We start from the raw sequence: 21,868 nt of genomic DNA on the forward strand, positions 1-21,868 counted from the left end.
CTCCTCCGAATCGTGGGAGCCTCAAACGGCGCCCACTCCTTGGCACTCTCGTGCCGGTGGAGGAGCCGTCCACAGCATCAACATCGGACCTAACCAGGCATAGCGTACCGCCGCCAGTGGCGAGTGATCGCCGGTCCAGAGTATCGGAACGAAAACAAAACCGCAGGGTTCATGCTTGACAATCGGAAGTGATCCGATGCTTCTGATCCGACATGAGTACGGCAGGCGGACGATGTCCGCCGGAACCTTTCTGATCGCGGTGCTGGCCATGTGAGCAGCGGTGCTCGTGACCCGCTGCGAGACTTGACGTGTTCAAGTGGAGTTCGCGCGCCTCTGGCGGCGTCTTGCCGTGATCGCGCGGGCAATCGAGATCGCTGCGGGTGTTGTTCTGGTCGTGCTCGCTCTGCGAGACGTCTTCGACACGGTCGTCGTCCCTGGCGAGAGCAGAGGCGCTTTGCGCGTAGCCCGTAGGCTTCTCGTGGTGGCGGTCCCGATCTGGAAGTGGACACGTCGCGGCAAGCGTGCGGTTTCGACCAGTTTCGCACCCGCAATCTTGATGGGCTCTTTTTTCATCTGGGTCTTCTCCTGCTGGGCTTCGGCCTGGTGGCCCATGGCTTGAGGTATTCGTTCTCTCCGTCTCCCGATTTCCTTCAGGCGTTGTTCATCGTCGGAAGCGCCCTCTGTACCGTGGGGCTGAGCGGCATCGAGGCGCAAGGACCCGCGCGTTGGGCCCTGGTTATAGCGGGCTTCTCCGGCCTTTCGGTCCTGACGATGGCGGTGACTTACTTGCTCGAGGTGCAGGAAGGCATCTCTCGCCGCGACGCCGGGATTTTGGCGCTCACAACGGCGGCGGGCGAGCCGCCGTCTGCGCTAGGACTGCTGGAATGTTACGCAGACCTGAACTCCCCCGAGGAAATCAGGCGCGTTCTCTATGGCGGCCGCGACTGGTGCGCATCCGTGCTCCAAAGCCATGCTTCGCACCCCTCCCTGATTTACTTCAGGTCGGCGTCAGTAGGCGCCGGGTGGCCGGCGACTCTTGGCGCAATGATGGACCTCGCGCTCATCCTCGAGCTACTGATCGATGACCCGGGCAGCCTAGCTCCCGCGATCCTTCTTCGCAGCGAAGGGTTGCGGCTCATTGACGAATTGAACCGCGTGGTCGGCCTCGATCCTCTGGTTGACGATACGATAGGAGCGTCCGTGCCACAGCTCTGCGCCCGGCTGGCCGCCGCAGGCTACAAGCTGCGACCGTCGATCGATGCGCTGACGTTTACGGAGCGACGCCGTTGGCATGCAACGTGCGTGCAGGCCGCTGCGGAGCATCTTGGTACGGCGGCGGCGCCGTTACTGCCCTGATCGCGCCGCTATGCGCTAAGCCGCACGGAGCTCGCCGAGTAATTGCGCGACTTCGGCCTGAAGCCTGCTGCTCTCGGCGGCCAGCGACTTGGCGGAGGTCAACCAAGGAGATCTCGCGTCACCTCAATCTGAGCCCGCGGACGGTCGAGAGCTACCGCCTCAACCTCATGCGCAAGGTGAGCACGAAGAACCTCGCCGATCTGGTTCGGCTTGCGATCGCAGCGGTGCGCCAGCGAACTTGATCGAAGATCACACGTTGTTCTCTCAATCTGCGGCCGCAACTAATGCCAAGAAGTCCGATACGCCAGACCTGACTTCGGTTTTGGGTCGATAAGCGGAACGTTGAGAATGAAAGAGGCCGCCAAACTGACGCGGCCTTACAGGAAGGTCATAAGCAGGCCGGCAAGGAAAATGATCGCACCGACGAGCGCAATCCCAAGACAGATGCGCGCTTGGCGAGAATAAGCCTCGATTTGTGGCTCGGGGATCACGCGATCAATACGGCTATTGGAGGCCGGGCGTTCTCAGCCACTCGCTCATGTGCATACCCTCTTCGAACTGGCGGGCTCTGCGCAGAAGGGTTTCCCGCTCGGTACCTGGGGGAGCCTTAACTGCCTTCTCGCGCAGGTGCTCAGCCTCCGCCGCAAGGCGCTCTTCCAATGATCGCGATTGCTTGAAGCGACGCCGCCGCTTGGACATAGCGCTCTCCCAGTATGCGTTTGGCGCGAGCGCTGATGGGCGCCCTCATCATCGATGTTTGCCGCGGGCCGGGCGGTGATCTGGGAAACTATTGAGTTTGTGACGCGGCTTCCCTGACAACTGTTAATTCCAGGCGATTACTATCGTCGCGCCCGTTTGGCAAAGTGCAAAAGCCGACGTCAGTGAACAAAAAAAGGAACACGCCCCGCCGTATGCGATTGGAGGTTCGGAGAGCGTCATGACGAATGTTGACACGGTTCCGGGCGGCCAAGAAGGCACGAGCCAGAACCAGATTCCCAACTCAAGAAAGTCTCTCGAGGCGCCTCGGAGAGCCAACAGGGACGTCGAATCAGAAGAGGATCGTGGCCGGCAGGCGACCTCGCCGTCGGAAATCCCCGCGAAGGGATGGAAGGACATCCTGCTGCGCGTCTTTTCCAACATCTCTAGACACCGCGTCCTCACCCTCGCAGCAGGCATGGCCTACTACAGCATACTTGCCATTTTTCCGGCGATTGCGGCGCTGGTTGCGATCTACGGACTCTTCTCCGATCCCATGACCATCGGCAAGCACCTCGATCAGCTTGGCGGCTTCCTACCTGGCGGGGCATTGGATATCGTGAGAGAGCAACTGACCCGCGTGGCGTCGAAAGGCTCCAACACGCTCGGCCTCACCTTCCTGATCGGGCTGGCAACATCTCTTTGGAGCGCCAATGCCGCCATGAAGTCGCTGTTCGACACGTTGAACATCGTTTACGGCGAAGACGAGAAGCGCGGGTTCTTCAAGCTGAATGCTGTTTCCCTGGGTTTTACGGTCAGCGGGATCGTGTTCATGATGGCGGCCTTAGGCTGCATCATCGCTGTTCCAGTGATCCTCAATTATGTTGGCTTGTCCAACACCGGCGACCTTCTGGTCCGCATCGGGAGATGGCCAGCGATGTTTCTGTTACTCACGCTGGCCTTGGCCTTGATCTACCGCTACGGCCCCAGCCGAGAGGCGGCCCAATGGCGTTGGGTCACGTGGGGCAGCGCGATCGCGGCACTGCTTTGGCTCGCGGTATCCGGGTTATTCTCCTGGTATGTCGCGAGCTTCGGTAAATTCAACGAGACGTACGGTTCGCTTGGGGCTGTCATCGGCTTTATGACCTGGCTGTGGATCTCGGCCATCGTCATCCTTCTTGGCGCCGAGATCGATGCCGAGATGGAGCATCAGACCGCCCGCGACACAACCACGGGCCCGCCAACCAAGATCGGCGCCCGCGGGGCCCGGGTGGCCGACACGGTCGGCGAGGCACGAGGTCATTGAAAATGGCGTTGCGCATCGAGCCGCCGTCCGGCTGTGCCATGCCGATAGCTGCACTCGCGACGATGCTGTCGAACAAAGCAGATACATAGAAATGTCCAGCCTCACCGGGCCACGATGGCTCGATAGTGGCGCAAGTATTCCCGTGCCATCCGCTCCGCTGTGAAGCGCTCTTCGAAGCGCGTACGGACGCGCCGGCGATCGATTTGCCCAAGCCGCGCTACAGCCTGAACTGCTTCGTCCTCATTTTGGACGATGAAACCTGTCACGCCTTCCTCTACAATCTCGGGCACCGAACCGGACCGGTAGGCAATGACTGGCGTTCCGCAGGCCATCGCCTCAATCATCACCAATCCAAACGGCTCGGGCCACTTGATCGGGAAGAGCAAAGCAGCAGCTCCTGCAAGGAAAGGCTGTTTCGATTGGTCATCTACTTCGCCGACCAGCTGGATTTGTTTGCCGTCAATCTGAGGCTCTATCTTCTCTCTGAAATACCCTGTTTCGGCGCGAGGGACCTTTGCAGCAATTCGAAGCGGCATTCTTGCGGCGAGAGCGATGCGGATAGCATCTTCGGGGCCTTTTTCGGCGGTTAAGCGCCCGAGAAACGCCAGGTACGATCCGGCAGCCAATGAGGCGCGGAACTGGTCGATGGGCAGACCGTGATAAACCGTTCCACACCAGTTTGCGCTGGCGAGCGGGATGCGCTGATTATCGGAGATGGATACAAAACAAGCTTCTGGAAACTTGCTGGTCACGGCCGGCAATCCAGGCAGATCCAGCCGGCCGTGCATCGTCGTAAGGAATGGCACTCCCGCTCGTTTGAGGATGGGCAGATGTAGCCAATCGATGTGAGCGTGAATCACGTCGAACTGGGTAGCGTAATCGGATACGGCTTCCAGTTGGGCGGCCAAAGCCGCGTTCGGATCCGAGCGTGGTCGCCCAAGGCGAAGGGCTTTGGGCCAGACCGGAAAAAGCGTAGCTCGGGTCCTGGAATCGCCGCTCGCGAACAAAGTGACCTCATGCCCAAGCTCGACGAGTGCGTCCACCAGCCAGGCAACAACTCTTTCAGTACCGCCATAGAGCCTTGGCGGGACGCTTTCGGCCAGGGGAGCAATCTGAGCTATCCTCATTGAAATACTCGAAACCGAGCTTGCGTCTCAGCGGCCTGAATTCGAACCGGCGGGCTCGCGAAAGCTACCGCGGAGCAGGTCGCCTCTGTCAGGCAAGCGCACCATCATTCCATGCGAAACCAACGATATCCGTAGCCATCAAGTTCAATCTCATCATCCAGGTTGGCGTTTGATGAGTAAACGCGATTACCGAAGACGTCTATCAGCTTGCGTTCTTTCGAAAGACCCGTGACATGGACATTGCCCTTAGCCTGCGACAAGTTGTGCAATGTAAGCACCGATCGGCCCTCCCACGCGAATTGTTGGGTCAGAACTGTGGATTGATCGCTTTGCGGCAAACTCAAATCGCCCCACCCGATTTCCGGGCAAGACTGGCGGGTTTCGACCAGGCGTCGCAACCAATTGAAGAGCGAGTCCGGATCTCGTTGCTGGGCGACGGCATTGACCTTGGCCGGAGCGTATTCGACGTCATTGATGATGCGGTGCAGTAATCTGGCAGCCGGCCGAGAAGAAAACCCGCCATCTTCGTCATGGGTCCACTGCATGCACGTTCGCACCGGCCATCGCTCCGGAAGCGCGAGGTCATCACCCATACCCAGCTCGTCACCGTAATAGATGACCGGTGTGCCAGGCAAGCTGAAGAGCAGGCTGAAGGCGAGTTCGATGCGCCGGCGATCGTTCCCAAGGATGCATGCGAGCCGCCGGCGAATCCCGCGGCCATAAAGTTGCATCTTTCGAACTGGAGCAAAGGCGGCGTAGACTTCCTCACGCTCTTCGGGCGCCAACCGCCCGAGATCAAGTTCATCGTGATTGCGCAAGAACTGGGCCCACTGAGCGAATGGTGGCAGCCGAGGTAGCGCGGCCAGACACCTCTGCAGTGGTTCGGCGTTCTCGCGCGCAAGCGCTAGAAACAAATGCTGGTTCAACAAGAACGCGAACAGAAGGTGTATGCGCGATCCATCGCCGAAGTAATGGTCAAGTTCGGAAGGAGCAACATTAGCTTCCGCCAACAGGACGGCATCACCCTTGCGCCACGACAAAAAGTCGCGGAGTTCTCCAAAGAACTCGTATCGGTGTTTTGCTGGACGATCCGGGCGTATCTCCTCAACGACGAACGGTGCAGCGTCGATGCGGAATCCTGACACGCCGAGCTCCAGCCAAAAGCCGACTATTTTGAAAATCTCTTCACGGACGGCAGAGTAGGCGATGTTTAGATCAGGCTGATGCTGATAGAATCTATGATAGTACCAGGCGTGGGCAGAAAGATCGTAGGTCCATACGCTCAGTTGAACCCCGGGAAAAACGACGCCCTCGGTGCTGTTCTCCGGCTCCGCATCTGACCAGATATAGTATTCGCGAAATGGTGATTTTGGATCGGTCCGCGCCTGCTGAAACCACGGATGCCGCTCCGAAGTATGATTGATTGGGAGGTCGATGATCAACCTCATGCCCCGCAGTCGCGCCTGATGGCTGAATTCGACGAAGTCGCCAAGCGTTCCGAGAGCTGGCGCTACATTGTAGTAGTCCGTCACATCATAACCATGATCGAGTCCTGGACTTGGATAGAATGGCAGCAGCCACAGGCAATTCACTCCTAGCTGAGAAATATGGTCAAGCTGCGCCACCAGTCCCTTGAAATCGCCGATGCCATCGCCGTTGCCATCTTTGTAGGTGGCCACGTTGAGGCTGTAGATTGCTGCGTTCTTGTACCAAAGGTCGAGCAACGGCCATCTTCCTTGTAGAATCACTCTTGCAGGACGACCGCGCTTACGTCCGCTTTATCGTCGTCGGCGACGCGTGACGAGAGGCTCGCCTCCAACTACCTCGCCTTGGTCCAATTGAGATTCGTCGAGCTATGTTGACCGCGCGTTATGAATCCACGCCATAAGCGGCGTTAGGCAGCGATCGTGTCCGAACCAGCGTTCGGATACCTTCTACCGATTTGATGCTCCAGTGCATCGCGATTCACAATGCGGACTGTTCGAATCCCAATCAGGGCAATGACACCGCGCTGCTGCAGATCTGAAAACGCACGACACACAGTCTCCACGGACACGGCGAGGTACTCGGCGAGATCATACCGGGTGATGGGAAGCCGTATGTCTCCCCGCTGGTCCCCGTAGCGTTCCTCAAGCAGCAGCAGGAACGCACTTACTTTGTCCGCTGTCGTTACCCCCCCGAGGACGACGAGCTGCTGCCGGGTACGTTCTAACGATTGAAAGGTGATCGCTCTCAGTTCTCTTGCGAACTCGCGATCGCGCTCGCCGAGACCCTCAAGCCGCACTGCCGAATAACCCGCGAGTACGGTCTCTTCCGAAATAGCCTCGATCGCTTCCTCTCTCTGGCTGTTCCCGACAAAGAAAAAATCCCGCACCAGCATCAGGTCCAGGATCTGCCGCCGTCCATCAGCGCGGATAGTTGAACATCGTGCGGCGCCGGCAATCACGTAGTACCAATGCCCAGTGGGGCCGTCGTCTTCCGGAACCTGCTGATCACGGCTCAATTTGACAATCGCCGCCGACCCATCGAGCCGCTTCAGCGCGTGCGGCTGTGCAGCGAGCATCCTTCGATAATAGTCCGCTGGGTGGATTATCGGCTTCATCTCGTTGTCCTTTTTTCAGCGCACTCGCGGTGGGAGGAACGATCCGCTCGCAGTCAATCAACTATCAGCAATACAACCTCGTAAACTTGGGAAGTTTTCGTACGTAGAAACACGTAACGGCGCATGGGCCACATCGCACGGAAAGGCCCTCTGCTTTCTTCACAACGGATTACGGCACGATGGTTCCTACGACTTCGTACCTCTCGCGGCATCGATCCAGGCGTATGCCGCAGCGAAGGCGCAGCCATGACGGTTGGACAATCAAGGTACTGAGCCCGGTGTCGATTAAGGGATCTGCGAAAATTGACAATGGTCAGCGCACCCCAGGTTCAAAGGGGGTACTCGATATGTCACTAACTGTCACAGGAGCGCGACATGGAAGCAACCCTCCCCCGTCCTCTTTCAAAACTCATCATCAGCTTGGCGGCACTTGGCGGAATATTGGCCGTCCTCAGCAGCAATCCCGCCCTGCCGCAGGCTGGCGTAGCTCTCGTCAAGGTTGACCTAAACGTCGTCGCTCAGGGCTATCGCATGAGCAAGCTGATCGGCAGCACCGTCATCAACGACAAGAATGAGAAGATCGGAAGCCTAGACGACGTGATTGCCGCCAAAGACAAGAAACAACTCGACTTCGCGATTCTGCAGGTCGGCGGCTTTCTCGGCGTAGGTGGCCATCTGGTCGCAGTCCCGTTTGATAGCCTCGCCATCGATGACGCCGGCAGCAAGATCACTCTTCCGGGCGCATCCAAAGAAGAGCTGAAGAAGCTATCGGAATTCCACTACCGATCCTCTTGACGGTCACATCGTATGTCGATGCCAAGATCCACCGACACGATCCTGGACCGGACCCGCACCCGCGAGGTGACTGCTGTGTTCCACTCGCGGCGGGCGCTCGATGACGCGGCCCAGGATCTTCTTCTGTCAGGATTCGATCGCTCCGACATAGACATCAGCGCATCTCCCGATGATGTGCAGCGACGGCTGAATTACGCTGTGATTCCTCCAGCCGATCTCGCCGATATGCCGACCGCGCCGAGACAGCCCTTCTTTGGAGCCGACGATTTGCTTGGCGTTGAAGCCGTCGCCAGTAGCGTTCTTGGTTGCATCGCAGCGGTTGGCTCCGCTCTTTTCCTGATAATCAAAGGCTATGAGGCTATGGCGGTCGCCATGTGGTCGATCCTGATCGGGATCTTCACAGGCGCCGTCGTCATAGTGCCCATATACCGACTACTGCGCCGTGAGCGCGTCAGAGGCTTGGAGCCGGCTGCAGAATGGGATGGCCTCTTGATATGGGTTCGGGTTCGCGCACCTGAGAAGGAAGCTCAGGCCCAGGAGATTCTAATGCGGCATGGCGGGCAGGCCGTGCACGTTCATGAAATCGACCTGGAAAAGCGGCCGGAAGATCTGCCATTGCACTCACTTCGTCCGGATCCCTGGCTGGGTGACGAACGCCTCGGGCGACCGTAACGAGGCCGCGACAAATGCTGCGCCCTCACTGCTCACTCCGTCCACAAAGATCATCTCCGGCGATTTTACACTCGGCTTCAAAAGCTCAAGGAGAAAACTCGAGACGGAAGTTGACGGTCGTCATGGCCCGCTTGCTCGTCCCGCGTAGATTGCCCCTACCAGCGATGACGCAGCCGCGCCGAGAATGCCGCTCGCATAGCCCCTAGAATCTGTTGGATCTCAAACTGGGAAGGAGAAGCCAAAAATGAGGTTACGTTCACTGGTCCCATCTCGTGATGCAGGAATGCTGATGCGACCCGACTTCGGCCTGTTCGGCCTGCATCGGGAAATCGACCGCCTGTTCAGCGAGTTTTCGCAGGGCTTAATGCCGAACGGCCAGCAGCTCGTGCCGAGCATTGACATCGCGGAAACAGACAAGGCAATCGAAGTCACCGCCGAAATGCCGGGACTCGAGCGCAAGGACGTCGACATCTCCATCGAGGACGATACGCTCACCATTCGTGGCGAGAAGAAGGTGGAGCAGAGCACGGACGGCGGCAAGGACAAGAGCGAAAAGAATGTCCAGCATAGCGAACGCAGCTACGGCGTGTTCCTTCGCGTGCTGCAGCTGCCGCCCGGCATCGACCCGTCCTCCGTTCAGGCGACGATGGCCAACGGCGTCCTGAAGATCACGATTCCAAAGCCGGCAAAGCCCGAACCGAAAAAGATCGAGGTCAAGGAAGCTGCCTGACCGTCGGCGCGGCGAGACGCCAGAGCCCGTTCTCTCCTCACAACACCGGCTCGAAGCGTCTCGCCCCCCGTACGCAAACATCCAGGACGCTCCAGCCGTCCGCCGTATTCACAATCCGAAGGAATTTGATCATGGCAAAAGCAATCGGCATCGATCTCGGAACCACCAACTCTTGCGTGGCCGTCATGGAAGGCAGCAAAGCCAGGGTCATTGAGAACGCCGAAGGTGGGCGCACCACGCCCTCCATGGTCGCCTTCACGGACGATGGCGAAGTCCTGGTCGGGCAGCCGGCCAAGCGGCAAAGTATCACCAATCCCGAGAACACGATCTACGCCATCAAGCGACTGATCGGCCGGCGTTACGACGACCCGATCACGGCAAAAGACAAGACCATGGTGCCGTATCACATCGTGCCGGGCGACAACGGCGACGCCTGGGTCGACGTCCGGGGCAAAAAGTACAGTCCGAGCCAGATCAGCGCTTTCATCCTCACCAAGATGAAGGAAACCGCGGAAGCCACTCTCGGCGGCGCCGTGACGCAGGCCGTCATCACCGTGCCCGCTTATTTCAACGACGCCCAGCGCCAGGCAACCAAGGACGCCGGCCGGATCGCCGGGCTGGAGGTCCTTCGCATCATCAATGAGCCGACTGCGGCGGCCCTCGCTTACGGCCTCGACAAGAGAGGCAGCGGCAAGATCGTGGTCTATGACCTCGGTGGCGGCACGTTCGATGTCTCGATCCTGGAGGTCGGCGACGGCGTGTTCGAGGTCAAGTCAACCAACGGCGACACCTTTCTCGGTGGAGAGGACTTCGACAAGCGGATCATCGACTATCTGGCGGACGAGTTTCGCAAGGAAAATGGGATCGACCTCCGCAAAGATCGCCTCGCCCTGCAACGGCTCAAGGATGCCGCAGAGAAGGCCAAGATCGAACTCTCCAGCGCCACCCAGACGGACGTCAATCTGCCCTTCATCACCGCGGATCAGGCCGGACCGAAACATCTCAATATCAAGCTGTCGCGCGCCAAACTTGAAGCGCTCGTCGACGACCTGATCCAGCGCACGATCGATCCCTGCAAGGCAGCGTTGAAGGACGCCGGCCTGCAGCCATCGGACATCAACGAAGTCGTGCTGGTCGGCGGCCAGACCCGCATGCCGAAGGTTCAGGAGACCGTGCAGAAGCTGTTCGGACGCGAACCTCACAAGGGCGTCAACCCCGATGAAGTGGTCGCGGTCGGTGCCGCGATCCAGGCCGGCGTTCTCCAAGGCGACGTCAAGGACGTCCTGCTCCTCGACGTGACACCCCTGTCATTGGGCATCGAGACACTTGGCGGCGTCATGACGAAGCTGATCGACCGCAATACCACGATCCCGACCAAGAAGAGCCAGGTGTTCTCGACAGCGGAGGACAATCAAACCGCGGTCACGATCCGGGTCTTCCAGGGTGAACGCGAGATGGCAGCGGACAACAAGCTGCTTGGACAGTTCGATCTGGTCGGGATCCCGCCGGCCCCGCGGGGCGTGCCGCAGATCGAGGTGACCTTCGATATTGATGCCAATGGCATCGTCAACGTATCGGCCAAGGACAAGGCGAGTGGCAAGGAGCAGAGTATCCGGATCCAGGCGTCCGGCGGCCTGACCGAAGCAGACATCCAGAGGATGGTCAGGGAGGCCGAAGCCCACGCCGACGAGGACAAGCGGCGCAAGGAGCTCATCGAAGCCCGCAACCAGGCCGACGCGGTGATCTACAGCACCGAGAAGGCCCTGAAGGAGTCCGAAGGAAAGATCCCTGCCGACGTCAAGAGGGAGATTGAGCAGGCGATCGCCGAGGCAAAGCAACGGCTGAGCGCCGAGGACGTGACAGCGATCCAGCAGGCAACCCAGCGGCTGCAGCAGTCGGCATCCAGGATCGGCGAAGCCTTGAACCGCGCGGCGTCCCAAGGCGGAGCTCCCGGCAGCGGACAGGCGGGATCGTCTGGCAGCGGCGAGGACGTCGTCGACGCGGAGTTCGAAGAAGTCGACCCCGGCGATCGAAAGGCTTCTTGAAGCCTTCCAACCCGGCCGAACGCGACAGATGGAGCACGACATGGCTACCAAGACCATCGATGATGTGCTCGGCGAGCTTCCCGCGGGTGAGCACAAGGAAAGCGACCAGCCGCAGGAGACCACCGCCGAGCGCGATCGCCTGATGCGTGCACTTGCGGACGCCGAGAACACGAGACGCATGGCCGAGCGTCGGGTCCAAGACGCCCGGCAATATGCCATCGCCGACTTTGCCCGCGAACTGCTGCAGGTGGCGGACAATCTGCGGCGAGCCATCGACGCTGGCTCGCCGGACCCGGGAGCCAAGGACGACGACGGCCTGCTGGGCGGCGTCGTCGCCACCAATCGTATCCTGACACAGATCCTGAAACGCTTCGGTGTCGAAGAAATCGAGGCTCTCAATCGGCCATTCGACCCGATGAAGCACGAAGCCGTGATGGAAACCGATCGGTCCGATCAGTCTCCCGGCAACGTCGTGGACGTTTTGGAGAATGGCTACATGCTTCACGACCGTCTCTTGCGGCCGGCCCGGGTCGTTGTAGCCAAACCGCCTAGACCACAATCGCCGCAGCCCCCGCAACAATGAACGGCGGTCCGGTCGACGCGTAAACAGGAGCTGGTGTTGGCTGCAGACCCATATGCAACGCTGGGCGTGAAGAAGGACGCAACGCAGGCCGACATTCAAAAGGCCTACCGACGGCTTGCGAAGAAGCTGCATCCTGATCTCAATCCCGGCAACAAAGCGGCAGAGGACAAATTCAAGGAACTATCTGCCGCCTACAATCTTCTGAACGATCCGGACAAGCGCGCCCGATTCGACCGCGGTGAGATCGATGCATCAGGTAGCGAGCAGCAGCCCCGGCAATACTACCGGGATTTTGCCGATCGTGAAGGCTGGTCGGGCTACTCCAATGGGGCCGGCTTTGCCGATTTCACTGACTTCGCCGGCAGCGACGATATTCTCTCCGAGATCTTTGGACGTTCCGGCCGCACCACCCGGCGCGGACGCGGGGCTGACGTCCGATATCACCTCGAGCTCAACTTTCTCGATGCCGTCAACGGCGGCAAGCAATCCATTGTCCTGCCCGACGGGAGTACGCTCGAGGTCAATATTCCTCCCGGCACCAGCGACGGCCAGATTCTGCGCCTGAAGGGGAAGGGTCGTCGGGGAGCCGGAGACAGTCCGCCAGGCGACGCCCTGATCGAGATCAGTGTGCTGCCGCACCCCTACTTCGTCCGCAAAGGCGACGACATCCACCTGGACCTGCCGATCTCACTGAAAGAAGGCGTGCTGGGCGCGAAACTCAAGGTACCAACCGTGAGCGGTGCTGTCGCGGTCTCTGTGCCAAAATGGTCGAGCTCGGGCCGGGTTCTTCGGATCAAGGGACGCGGCGTGCCGCGCGCCGATGGCAGCAGAGGGGACCAGTATGTCACGCTGAAACTGGTTCTGCCAAAAAAACCAGACCCGGATCTCGAACGGTTTGTGAGTGGGTGGCAGCCTTCCGATAGCCCAAGACAGTCGATGCGAGTGTGACAATGCAGCTTCAGGAATTCGCCGATCGATCTCATCTCGATTCCTCCACGATCGAAGCCTGGGTGGATGCGGAATGGCTGGTAGCGCATCGACCAGGGCATCCGTTTTCCGAGCAGGATCTCGCCCGCGTCCGCCTGATTGAGGATCTCAAGGGGGGCCTGGGTGTCAACGACGAAGGTGTCGCGTTGGTCCTTTATCTGCTGGATCAATTGTATGGACTGCGTTGCCTGCTCCGAGACATCCAGGCGATGCGGATCACAGCCAATGACCGCACGCATTGATGCGTTTGCTGATCGGCTACCATAAGCTTGCGCGTTCGGGCATCGCCAATCTCTTGAAGGTCACGGATCATGCAATCGCTTCTCTCAACACTTCACGATGCAGCGATGTCCGCGGATGCCTGGCCAAAAGCGCTTCAAAGGCTGATGGATGAGGCGGGCGTGGCGGGAGCGGCGTTGATTGTCACGAACAAGACGACAGGCATGGTCGATGAGGCCGTCTTTTGCGGGCTCGGTGCCGAGTTCAAATCCCGCTACGTCGAGACCTACGCCGCGCTCGATCCGTACTCGCCCCTGCTGGATGCGCGCTGGAGCATGCTCTCCACATGTCTTCCGGAGGAACTTTTGCGGAGAAGCGAGTGGTACAATGAGTTTGTGCTGAGCTGCGGCGTTCGGGACATCCTCGGAGCGCGGCTCACGGATACTGCAGGTCATTCCGTCATTCTGGGCGCTCACCAGCGGATCGGACGTCACTTTTCTCAAGATGTCGAGCCACTGATCGCCACGATCACCGAACCCCTGAGGCATGCGGCGCGCTGTCATCTCGATCGCCTGAATGGGGGACAGCCGATCGGCGATCCGCAAACAACGAAACCCGCAGACGGAGGCCATTTCTTCTTTCATATTGAGAACGGAACGAACTATCCCGACGAATGCGGTAGCGTTCTCCCCTCCCCCGGCCACGCTGCGGAACGTGGCCAGACCATTGCTCGTGAGCTGGCGCGAGATGGCGGCTGGTCTGGCTTTTCTGTCGTTGTCACCGATGACCGGGGACGAACGATCACGCGCGTACCAATTGAATCTTGACCGTAAGCCGAGCACCGCATTCGACGAAAAACGGAAAACACTTACGGATTGCTGACAGCGAACTCGACGCCCAAATCGCCCAGCTGAGCGCGCTGGCCAGATCGTGGGGACGCCGGCGAAACATCCCGCCGTAGCAGCACCGGCGGTCCGCTCTCCAGCAGTTAGGAGCATTGACGATTGTCAGCGCGATGTAGCGATCCTCCGTTAGATTGCGGTGTAGAGATCGAAAGGTCTTCGGACGCTTTCTTACCGAAGGCTTGAATCAGTTCGCTCATTCGAGTTGAGGCAATATGGTCATCGCTACCACGCAAAGCCGCGTGCTCGACGCGGTCCAAAACGGGGATGCGAATCCCCTCTTCCAGCCATGCCGGCTTGGGCCATTCAGCCTGCCCCATCGAGTGGTCATGGCGCCATTGACCCGTTCAAGAGCACGACAGCCCGGCAATGTGCCGTCTCAACTCGCGGCCTGTTATTATGCGCAGCGTGCGTCTGCCGCCCTGATCATAAGCGAGGCCACGCAGATCTCGATGCAGGGCCAAGGCTATGCCTGGACGCCGGGTATCCATAGCCGCGAACAGGTCGAAGCCTGGCGGCAGGTCACGAAGGCGGTGCACAAGGCTGATGGACTGATCTTCAACCAACTTTGGCACGTCGGTCGCATTTCACACCCGGCCCTGCAGCCGGACAACATGCTACCTGTCGCGCCCTCGGTGATCACGCCCGCGGGCAAGGCCTTCATCGAAAACGAGCGCGGCGAGGGAGAACTGGTCCCATTTGTGCGTCCACGCGCGCTGACTTTTGAGGAGATGCCATACCTCATCAAACAGTATGAGCGCGCGACGAGGAACGCGGAGGCCGCCGAGTTCGACGGCATCGAGATTCATGCGGCCAACGGTTACCTGATCGATCAGTTCATCGAGAGCGGCACCAACCGACGCAGCGACGCCTATGGCGGCGCAGTTCAGAATCGGGCGCGGCTTCTGCTCGAAATCATCGAGGCCCTGATTCCCGTTCTCGGGGCGGACAGGATCGGCGTCCGGCTCTCACCTCTTGGCAAGATGAACGACATCAGCGACGAGGCTCCGGACTCGACGTTCGGTTACCTCGCCGAGCAACTCTCCGGCTATGGTTTGGCCTACCTGCACATCGTCAATCCGGCGCTTGAGCAAATGCAGAAGGGCGAGAAGCCGGAGCCGTACGCCCTCAACATGGCCCGAGTGATCAGGAATAAGTATCAGGGAACACTCATCGTGGCGGGGGGCTTCAACGCCGAAAGCGCCACGCAATGGTTGCGCGATGGCCAGGCCGACTTGATCGCCTTCGGCCGCAAGTTTATCGCCAATCCCGACCTGCCCGAACGGCTGCGCGCCGGTGCTCCGCTCAACGACGACGACCCGACGACATACTATGGCGGCAGCGAGAAAGGTTACACGGACTATCCTTCACTGGAACAGGACCGCGGCGAGAAGGCGAAGGCCTGTGTCGACCAGCGTTGGCGATGATGCAGCAGAGGGGCCAGTCCGCATGGGAATGTCGATTGTCCTCACGGCGTTCGGAAAGGTATTTCCTAAGGTAATTGTCGAAGTACGCCTTGCGGAGCCGAATCCGCGAGTACCAACAGCCGCACGGCTTGTGCAACCTGACGGACTCCCAATCTATGCAACATTCGCGCTCGATGGACTTCCACCGTTCTAATACTGATGCCAAGCCTGAAGGCAATTATCTTGTTTGGTTGTCCGCCCGCAATTGCATCGAGAACCTGACGCTCGCGTTGGCTGAGGACAGCAATCCGGTTCCACGCCTCTAGCGCCTCACGAGCCTGGTGTGGACGACCGGACCGCGCCAGCGCGCGTTCAATCGCTTCGAGCAGCACTTCATCATCGAACGGTTTCTCAAGGAAATCCACCGCACCGGCCTTCATCGCCCGAACCGCCGTCGGTACGTCACCTTGGCCCGTCATAACGACGACAGGAATCGTGCAGCCCATTCTGTCGAGCGCCGCCTGCACTTCGAGACCGCTCATGACATCCATCCGCACGTCCAGCAGGATGCACCCCCTTGCAAGATTGGGAGCTGCATCCAGAAACTGGATCGGCGCCTCAAACGAACGTGGAACAAAGCCAGCCGACTCGAGCAGCCGTGCAAGCGATCGGCGAACGGCTGTATCATCATCGACGATGTACACTACTTCATTTGGCATGGTCCTATTCCGTTGGCTCTGCAGATGAGAGAGTGAAGCGAAACAAGGCTCCGCCACCGGGATTTGGCTCGTACCAAAGCTTTCCACTGTGCGATTCCACAATCGAACGGCAGATGGCGAGGCCCAACCCCATACCATCGTGCCGCGTCGAGACGAATGGTTGAAACAGCTTATCGACCACCGGCGGCACCACGCCGCGCCCATTGTCTGCCACAGAGATTTCGATCTCCTTGTTGTCGATTCGTCGTGTCGCAACATCAATCGTGGCTTGCGGTATCTTCGCGACTTCTTCGAGCGAATTGCGGATCAAATTTACTAAGACTTGCTGGATCTGAATTCGATTGACGTAGATATGCGACGCGCTGGGATCGAAAAGCAGACACACGGAAACTTCCAAGCTTTCGAATCCAGTACGAGCAAATGCGTTCGCTTCACGGATCAGTGTTTCGATGTCCTCGCTCTTCTTTTCGCTCTTCCCGCGAGCGACAAAGTCGCGAAGACGCCGCACTATTTGGCCAGCGCGCAATGCCTGCCCGGCCACATCATCCATTATCTCGCGCATCGACTCTGTCCGCATCGACCCGGATCGCGCAAGAAGACGTAGAGCAGCGTTGGCGGAGTTAGCAACTGCCGTGAGCGGCTGGTTCAACTCATGCGCCAGAGCAGCTGCCATTTCGCCGGCAACACTTAGCCGGCCCGCATGCGAGAGAGCTGACTGCAATTCCCGTGACCGTTCATCCGCCCGCTTTCGCTCTGTGATCTCCGCCATCAGCTCGGCAGTACGCAGCTCCACGCTTCGTTCGAGCGACTGGTTTAAACGCCGCAGTTCGCGTTCGGCTTGTTTTTGCCTTCTCAGATCGCGGCTGACCGTGGCAACGTTCATAGGCCCGCGGCCTCGAGGGTCGTCGATCCTGAAAATATCGACTAAGAATGGAATTATTTCCCCCGTTTTGAAATGACATAAGTTAAGCTCCCCCATCCAGCGTCTATCTGTCAAAGCGGCGGGCCAGCATTGATTGGACAGACGCTCCTGATCGCTCGAGCTAACGAAGTCGACGACGTGCAAATTTGAAATGTCGTCTGCCGGCTCAATTCCCACCAGCTCGCGGCCAGCCAAATTGACGAATTGCACCCCGCCATTCAGGTCCGAAAAGGCAACAAAGTCGGGTGACCGCTCGACGAGTGCTACAAAGCGCCGTTCGTCCGCCTCTACCTGCCGACGCTGCAACGCTATTGCGACATTACTTGCAGCGATGCTGAGCATCAGTCGATCGGTCTCCCTCGGAAACCCTGGGCCAGACGATCCGGCCACGAGTATCGATCGACCCAATCCGATCGCAGCCGTTGCAATGTGCGCACTGCCGCGGCCAAGCGGATTGGACATCACCTGAGGCCGCCCTGCACCTTGAAACCATTCGGGCTTGATCTCGAGCTGGATCGCCCCAGTGACGTCCCGCGGCATTTGTCCGTGCGCCCCATGTGTTGCCGTGATCGGCCCTTCGTCCTGTCCGACAGAAAGACTGACATGTACGAAGTCGGCGGACAGGATCGATTGGAGAGCGAGAGCCACACTGTCGGCTATTTCCTTCGCGGAGTACCTCTCCCAAAGGGCAGGCTAGGTCGATAGTGCCACTAAGTCTCTGATGCAGCGCCGGAGCTCGCCGGGATCTGAAAGCTCTTCCACCCAAGGCATTAGCGCGCTGATTCCGATCCATGTTGCGAGTTTGCTATCTCGTACTCCCAACAGGCGATGGGACCGATCGTTCGGTTCCCGACGCCTTATCGACACCAAGGACAGCGTCTCAAGTCTCCGACGCAACAACCGGTCGCCTATTAGATGCTGAATTCAAGTAAGCAAAACTACGTAGTGGACGGCGGCCGTACAAAGTTCATGCTTAACCCTGCTGTTTATGGTGTCCTGCCCGAGGATTGTCCGATGCAAAACCGCCAGCCCGGCTCAGAGGCAAGATCCGGCAAGACCTTTCAAAATGGCATCAATCCACCGGCGCGCGCAGGACGCAGCGACGAACCGATCCGTGAGACTCTGATGAATGCCATCAGGGCTGCCGAAGCAGATTTCGGCACTGTGCAGCGGTACGATAGCGCGGAGGACTGCCTCAGGATCGTTGCCAGTTGCGGATTTCCCGATCAAGCTCTGGATTTGTTTCGAATTGTTCGCCGCGACACTAACTCTACTTGTGCAGCAACGCTGAAGAAACGCATGCGCACGGTTGTGGGAAATATTGCCGCCAGTTACCTGTTTGTTGGCACGAGTGAGCTGGCAGCGTTACAAGAAGTGGGCGTCGCAGCGGCGCATTCGACGCCTATAATTGTTGACAACGGACGGCTGTGGGGCGTGCTCACGGTACATTTTCGCCAGCCCTGGGAAGATGCTGAGTATGATCCCACGCCAATGGAGCGGATAGCCCTCCACTTTGCCGAGTGTCTCAAGGATGGAACCCCAGAGCAGACCACTCCAGACCGCGACGCTGGAAGGATCGCCCACACGCCCGCTTCAACGAAGGCAGGACCGATTGCGCGCTCGTCCGCGGCGCCGATTCCTTTCGCTGGCTCCATGCTTCGCGAACACCGGCATGTTTGCGCTTTTTTTTGCTCGGTGGACGACGAATACAATACGCTTTTGCCGTTTATCTGCGATGGCCTGAATTGCGGTCAGCGCGCTTTCCACGTGCTCCCTGAACGGCATGTCGACGATCACGTGACACGACTTCGGAGCGCCGGCATAGACGTTGATGCCGCGCAACGATCGAGGCAGCTCGAGATCGCGCTGCCGCAAGACACGTATTGCGAACGGGTCGTTTCGACAAAGAAGACATGCTCAATCTCATCCAACAAGTGCTGCAGAATGGGACCTCGCTTGGATACCCGCTTACGCGCATGATCGCACACCCCGAAACCGCATTGGATGACTGGAAGAGCAGGAATGATTGGGCGGAATATGAAATGCGGCTCAACAGCGTGCTATCGAACTTCGATGATCCGGTCATTTGCACCTTCGATGTCAATCTCCTGAACACGGCTTTGGCAATCGACATTCTGCGCACGCATCCTGTCGTCGTAATGGGCGGCGTTCTCGTGGAAAACTCGTTCTTCACCAAGCCCGAGGATTTCCTTCGCGAGGTGACGGAGCGCACGTCGGCGTCCCAGCCGTATCGGGGATAGAGCCTGCAATTCCCTCGCGGCGAAGCTCCCCTCTCATTGGCGGCTCACCCGTTCGACCCCTGAGCGCACGCCGCCATTGGACCGCCAGCGATCAGCGATCCTCCCCTCGGCAATTTCTTCTCAATCCATTTGACGAGCATCATGGCCGCAATCTCGGCATTGTTGAAAAACAAGCACTGTTCAAACAGGGCGCTAGCACCGATGAGAAGAAGCTTTGGGTCAAATGCCTGTCCAGAATGTGCAAAGATGCCGCGGCTGGTTCGCGAGCGAAAGACCGGTGCCAGGCGAACAGGCGCCACTTGCAGCGATCCGATGCAGCGGCGCGATATTTCGAACCTCCTTAACAGCGAATTGCGGCCTCCACGTGAGTTCCGTTGGGTCGCGACCGAGACGGGGAGATCAAAATAATCAGCCCGCCATTCATCCAAACCTCCGTTAGGTACGCCTCGATGCGCCAGATCCATGCGGCATTGGACCATTTCCATCGCGGCGATTTCGAGTGCGCCGCGACCCTGGCCGCTGCTGCCTGCGGAATGCTGCCGGCTGTCGACAGTGCCGCTCTGCCCGCGTCTGAAGCCCTCTCAGCGCGCGTCGAGACCGTTGCCCATTGGCTCGCGCATGGCACGATCCTCGATCGGACCGGCAAGAGTAGACGGGAAGAGACCATCGCTATACGAACGGCGGAGGTCAGGATTGCGATCCATGTGGCGATCAAGAGGTTTGACACCGCCTTTCCGGAACAGAAAACCCCTCAGATGATGAGTTTCAAGCGCGCGCATCGATTTTGTGAGGAGCACGCCATCGGCACGAAGCAGGCCGCGCGCGGATAGCTAAGGCGCGCCACCTCCCTCCTCCTTCACGCGCTGCGCCGCCGCCATCCAGTCTTGCCACATCGCAGGATCGACCGGAGACCCATCGGCCCATTTCAAACCGGCAAGCAGAAACGCGACTTCGTCCTGAGGTTTGTCCATACGACGCCAGATGCTCTCCACGAAGATCCGCATCGCATCGTAAGCCTCAATCAGGGTGATTGTGTCATTAGCCTGCATGGCGAACCGACCAGTTGTCCTTGAGTTACACTTTATCGGATGCCTGCTGCTCGGCGGCACCATTCCCGATCACCGGGAGCCTCTCCGCCGGCATAAGGCATCCTGTTCTGCAATTCATGAGGCCGCAGGCGCGGCTGATGGCGCATGCTGGCGCAACCATTGGCGCAACGCCTCGAGGCCGACGGCGCCGGCGCGTTGAGCGACGACGTTGCCTTTGTGGAATAGCATCACGGTCGGAATGCTTTGAATGTTGTAGCGGGCCGCCAGCTCCGCTTCCGCCTCGGCGTCAACCTTCAGGAAGCGAAGCTCGGGTTCGAGCTCGCCGGCGGCGCGCTCGAAAACCGGCGCCATCGCTTTGCAAGGCCCGCACCATGCCGCCCAGAAATCGACCACAACGGGAATATCGTTGCGCTGGATGTGAGTGGCGAAGCTGCCGGTGGAAACCGGCATCGGATGTCCCGTAAAGAGGAGCTGCCGACAGCGTCCGCATTTCGCCTGACGCGCATCCCTGCGGGCCGGAATGCGGTTAATGCTCGTGCAATGCGGGCAAACGATGTGGCGGGCCTCTGTGCTCATGGCTCGATGTCTCCCGAATTAGTGCGATGCCAGAGGTTGCTTGCTATCCGGCGGCGGAAAGGTTTCATCGAGCTCGGCCAGGTCTTGAGGCGTCAGGCGAACGTCCAGCGCGCCACGGTTCTCGCGCACATGCTCCGGCTTGCCCGATTGCGGTATCGCACATACGCCATCCTGGCGCAGCACCCAGGCCAGCGCCACTTGTGCCGGTGTTGCGCCAAGACGCGATGCAATGGTCTTGAGCGTGACGTGGTGCAACACACGACCCTGCTCGATTGGCGAATAGGCCATGACCGGCACGCCGCTGCGCTGGCACAAAGGCATGAGATCGAACTCGATGCCGCGGCGCGCAAGATTGTAGAGCACCTGATCGGTCGCGACGTTTGCACCATTGGGCAAGTCCACGAGCTCCTGCATGTCGCCGACGTCAAAATTACTGACGCCCCAGTATCGGATCTTGCCCGCGCCCACCAGGGTTTCGAAGGCATCGACGGTCTCTTCCAGCGGCACCGCCCCCCGCCAATGCAGCAGATAGAGGTCGATCTCATCCACCCCCAGCCGAGCCAGGCTTCGGTTGCAGGCCGCCACCGTGCCGTGCCGCGTGGCGTTCTGAGGTAGCACCTTGCTCACCAGAAAAGTCTCGTCACGCCGTCCCTTGATCGCCTCGCCGACGACACGCTCGGCACCACCGTCGGCATACATTTCGGCCGTATCGATCAGGCTCATGCCGAGATCGATGCCGAGACGTAGCGCGCTGACCTCCTTCGTTCGATTCAGCGGATTCTCGGCCATGTGCCAAGTCCCTTGGCCGAGCCTCGGAATATGTTCACCTGAAGGAAGCACGATTGTCCGAGTGGTCTCCATCAGAGTCATAGGCGGCACTCCCTGTCCTCCGCGCTTTCATGCGGATGTGCGAAC

General features: G+C 59.3%; 22 protein-coding genes and 1 pseudogene. 14 read left to right on the top strand and 9 right to left on the bottom strand.

Going from position 1 to position 21,868, the window contains the following annotated elements:
* Positions 1 to 501: 501 nt before the first annotated feature.
* From XH80_RS05120 to XH80_RS05135, 3 genes are all read left to right on the top strand, one after another.
* Complete coding sequence (locus XH80_RS05120; RefSeq protein WP_271597616.1) at positions 502 to 1,356, top strand: ion channel; 855 nt, start codon at positions 502 to 504, stop codon at positions 1,354 to 1,356.
* Positions 1,299 to 1,598 carry a LuxR C-terminal-related transcriptional regulator gene (locus XH80_RS05125; protein ID WP_271597617.1) on the top strand — a complete coding sequence of 100 codons (300 nt, stop codon included), beginning with the start codon at positions 1,299 to 1,301 and terminating at the stop codon, positions 1,596 to 1,598. Before XH80_RS05120 ends, XH80_RS05125 begins: the two co-directional genes overlap by 58 nt.
* Positions 1,599 to 2,293: 695 nt before the next feature.
* A complete protein-coding gene (locus XH80_RS05135) occupies positions 2,294 to 3,358 on the top strand; it encodes a YihY/virulence factor BrkB family protein (protein WP_271597618.1) in 1,065 nt (354 codons plus the stop codon).
* A 101-nt stretch (positions 3,359 to 3,459) separates the two neighbouring features.
* On the opposite strand, the gene XH80_RS05140 is transcribed toward XH80_RS05135, so the two are convergent.
* The 3 genes from XH80_RS05140 to XH80_RS05150 all read right to left on the bottom strand — a co-directional run bounded on the left by XH80_RS05140 (position 3,460) and on the right by XH80_RS05150 (position 7,087).
* Positions 3,460 to 4,485 (bottom strand): glycosyltransferase family 4 protein, encoded by a 1,026-nt coding sequence (locus tag XH80_RS05140; RefSeq protein ID WP_271597619.1) that lies wholly within the window; start codon positions 4,483 to 4,485, stop codon positions 3,460 to 3,462.
* Positions 4,486 to 4,589: 104 nt separating this feature from the next.
* On the bottom strand, positions 4,590 to 6,209 hold the full coding sequence (locus XH80_RS05145) for an alpha-amylase family protein (protein WP_271597620.1): 1,620 nt from the start codon (positions 6,207 to 6,209) through the stop codon (positions 4,590 to 4,592).
* A gap of 170 nt (positions 6,210 to 6,379) precedes the next feature.
* Positions 6,380 to 7,087, bottom strand: coding sequence for a helix-turn-helix domain-containing protein (locus XH80_RS05150; protein WP_271597621.1), 708 nt, complete (start codon positions 7,085 to 7,087; stop codon positions 6,380 to 6,382).
* Positions 7,088 to 7,462: 375 nt separating this feature from the next.
* Between XH80_RS05150 and XH80_RS05155 the strand changes: the two genes are divergently transcribed.
* From XH80_RS05155 to XH80_RS05195, 9 genes are all read left to right on the top strand, one after another.
* Positions 7,463 to 7,882 carry a PRC-barrel domain-containing protein gene (locus tag XH80_RS05155; protein ID WP_271597622.1) on the top strand — a complete coding sequence of 140 codons (420 nt, stop codon included), beginning with the start codon at positions 7,463 to 7,465 and terminating at the stop codon, positions 7,880 to 7,882.
* A 12-nt stretch (positions 7,883 to 7,894) separates the two neighbouring features.
* On the top strand, positions 7,895 to 8,554 hold the full coding sequence (locus XH80_RS05160; RefSeq protein WP_271597623.1) for a hypothetical protein: 660 nt from the start codon (positions 7,895 to 7,897) through the stop codon (positions 8,552 to 8,554).
* Between the two features lie 289 nt (positions 8,555 to 8,843).
* Positions 8,844 to 9,284: an Hsp20/alpha crystallin family protein gene (locus XH80_RS05165; protein WP_271597624.1), complete on the top strand. Its 441-nt coding sequence runs from the start codon at positions 8,844 to 8,846 to the stop codon at positions 9,282 to 9,284.
* Between the two features lie 131 nt (positions 9,285 to 9,415).
* A complete protein-coding gene (dnaK, locus tag XH80_RS05170; RefSeq protein ID WP_271597625.1) occupies positions 9,416 to 11,329 on the top strand; it encodes a molecular chaperone DnaK in 1,914 nt (637 codons plus the stop codon).
* A gap of 40 nt (positions 11,330 to 11,369) precedes the next feature.
* Positions 11,370 to 11,912, top strand: coding sequence for a nucleotide exchange factor GrpE (locus XH80_RS05175; RefSeq protein WP_271597626.1), 543 nt, complete (start codon positions 11,370 to 11,372; stop codon positions 11,910 to 11,912).
* Positions 11,913 to 11,948: 36 nt separating this feature from the next.
* Positions 11,949 to 12,860, top strand: coding sequence for a DnaJ C-terminal domain-containing protein (locus XH80_RS05180; RefSeq protein WP_271597627.1), 912 nt, complete (start codon positions 11,949 to 11,951; stop codon positions 12,858 to 12,860).
* A gap of 2 nt (positions 12,861 to 12,862) precedes the next feature.
* Positions 12,863 to 13,141, top strand: a complete 279-nt coding sequence (locus XH80_RS05185) for a MerR family transcriptional regulator (protein WP_271597628.1) — start codon at positions 12,863 to 12,865, stop codon at positions 13,139 to 13,141.
* Between the two features lie 69 nt (positions 13,142 to 13,210).
* The gene (locus XH80_RS05190; RefSeq protein ID WP_271597629.1) at positions 13,211 to 13,945 is read left to right on the top strand and encodes a DUF6894 family protein; all 735 of its coding nucleotides are present in this window, start codon (positions 13,211 to 13,213) and stop codon (positions 13,943 to 13,945) included.
* Positions 13,946 to 14,235: 290 nt separating this feature from the next.
* Positions 14,236 to 15,447 (top strand): alkene reductase, encoded by a 1,212-nt coding sequence (locus XH80_RS05195; protein ID WP_271597630.1) that lies wholly within the window; start codon positions 14,236 to 14,238, stop codon positions 15,445 to 15,447.
* Positions 15,448 to 15,512: 65 nt separating this feature from the next.
* Here the strand turns inward: XH80_RS05195 and XH80_RS05200 are convergent, their stop codons facing one another.
* Positions 15,513 to 16,145: a response regulator transcription factor gene (locus XH80_RS05200; RefSeq protein WP_271597631.1), complete on the bottom strand. Its 633-nt coding sequence runs from the start codon at positions 16,143 to 16,145 to the stop codon at positions 15,513 to 15,515.
* 4 nt (positions 16,146 to 16,149) lie between these two features.
* On the bottom strand, positions 16,150 to 17,715 hold the full coding sequence (locus tag XH80_RS05205) for a PAS domain-containing sensor histidine kinase (RefSeq protein ID WP_271597632.1): 1,566 nt from the start codon (positions 17,713 to 17,715) through the stop codon (positions 16,150 to 16,152).
* Positions 17,716 to 18,192: 477 nt separating this feature from the next.
* Here XH80_RS05205 and XH80_RS05210 point away from each other — a divergent pair.
* Positions 18,193 to 19,328: pseudogene (locus tag XH80_RS05210) on the top strand (MEDS domain-containing protein).
* 44 nt (positions 19,329 to 19,372) lie between these two features.
* On the opposite strand, the gene XH80_RS05215 reads toward XH80_RS05210, so the two are convergent.
* Entirely contained in the window at positions 19,373 to 19,792 is a 420-nt protein-coding gene (locus XH80_RS05215; RefSeq protein WP_271597633.1) for a hypothetical protein, read from the bottom strand.
* Between XH80_RS05215 and XH80_RS05220 the strand changes: the two genes are divergently transcribed.
* Entirely contained in the window at positions 19,778 to 20,158 is a 381-nt protein-coding gene (locus tag XH80_RS05220; RefSeq protein WP_271597634.1) for a hypothetical protein, read from the top strand. The two genes, XH80_RS05215 and XH80_RS05220, sit on opposite strands and share 15 nt — an antisense overlap.
* On the opposite strand, the gene XH80_RS05225 is transcribed toward XH80_RS05220, so the two are convergent.
* The 3 genes from XH80_RS05225 to XH80_RS05235 all read right to left on the bottom strand — a co-directional run bounded on the left by XH80_RS05225 (position 20,159) and on the right by XH80_RS05235 (position 21,817).
* A complete protein-coding gene (locus XH80_RS05225; protein ID WP_271597635.1) occupies positions 20,159 to 20,377 on the bottom strand; it encodes a hypothetical protein in 219 nt (72 codons plus the stop codon).
* A 114-nt stretch (positions 20,378 to 20,491) separates the two neighbouring features.
* A complete protein-coding gene (trxC, locus tag XH80_RS05230) occupies positions 20,492 to 20,953 on the bottom strand; it encodes a thioredoxin TrxC (protein WP_271597636.1) in 462 nt (153 codons plus the stop codon).
* An 18-nt stretch (positions 20,954 to 20,971) separates the two neighbouring features.
* Positions 20,972 to 21,817, bottom strand: coding sequence for an aldo/keto reductase (locus tag XH80_RS05235; protein ID WP_442869116.1), 846 nt, complete (start codon positions 21,815 to 21,817; stop codon positions 20,972 to 20,974).
* Positions 21,818 to 21,868: the final 51 nt, after the last annotated feature.

The organism is Bradyrhizobium sp. CCBAU 45384, assembly GCF_028128665.1.
Lineage (GTDB): Bacteria > Pseudomonadota > Alphaproteobacteria > Rhizobiales > Xanthobacteraceae > Bradyrhizobium > Bradyrhizobium manausense.

Coding starts and splice junctions, on each gene's coding strand:
- trxC (WP_271597636.1), bottom strand. CDS start 20,953: ATGAGCACAGAGGCCCGCCACATCGTTTGCCCGCATTGCACGAGCATT.
- XH80_RS05140 (WP_271597619.1), bottom strand. CDS start 4,485: ATGAGGATAGCTCAGATTGCTCCCCTGGCCGAAAGCGTCCCGCCAAGG.
- XH80_RS05155 (WP_271597622.1), top strand. CDS start 7,463: ATGGAAGCAACCCTCCCCCGTCCTCTTTCAAAACTCATCATCAGCTTG.
- XH80_RS05215 (WP_271597633.1), bottom strand. CDS start 19,792: ATGGATCTGGCGCATCGAGGCGTACCTAACGGAGGTTTGGATGAATGG.
- XH80_RS05185 (WP_271597628.1), top strand. CDS start 12,863: ATGCAGCTTCAGGAATTCGCCGATCGATCTCATCTCGATTCCTCCACG.
- XH80_RS05135 (WP_271597618.1), top strand. CDS start 2,294: ATGACGAATGTTGACACGGTTCCGGGCGGCCAAGAAGGCACGAGCCAG.
- XH80_RS05160 (WP_271597623.1), top strand. CDS start 7,895: ATGTCGATGCCAAGATCCACCGACACGATCCTGGACCGGACCCGCACC.
- XH80_RS05195 (WP_271597630.1), top strand. CDS start 14,236: ATGGTCATCGCTACCACGCAAAGCCGCGTGCTCGACGCGGTCCAAAAC.
- XH80_RS05200 (WP_271597631.1), bottom strand. CDS start 16,145: ATGCCAAATGAAGTAGTGTACATCGTCGATGATGATACAGCCGTTCGC.
- XH80_RS05190 (WP_271597629.1), top strand. CDS start 13,211: ATGCAATCGCTTCTCTCAACACTTCACGATGCAGCGATGTCCGCGGAT.
- XH80_RS05225 (WP_271597635.1), bottom strand. CDS start 20,377: ATGCAGGCTAATGACACAATCACCCTGATTGAGGCTTACGATGCGATG.
- XH80_RS05220 (WP_271597634.1), top strand. CDS start 19,778: ATGCGCCAGATCCATGCGGCATTGGACCATTTCCATCGCGGCGATTTC.
- XH80_RS05150 (WP_271597621.1), bottom strand. CDS start 7,087: ATGAAGCCGATAATCCACCCAGCGGACTATTATCGAAGGATGCTCGCT.
- XH80_RS05175 (WP_271597626.1), top strand. CDS start 11,370: ATGGCTACCAAGACCATCGATGATGTGCTCGGCGAGCTTCCCGCGGGT.
- XH80_RS05165 (WP_271597624.1), top strand. CDS start 8,844: ATGCGACCCGACTTCGGCCTGTTCGGCCTGCATCGGGAAATCGACCGC.
- dnaK (WP_271597625.1), top strand. CDS start 9,416: ATGGCAAAAGCAATCGGCATCGATCTCGGAACCACCAACTCTTGCGTG.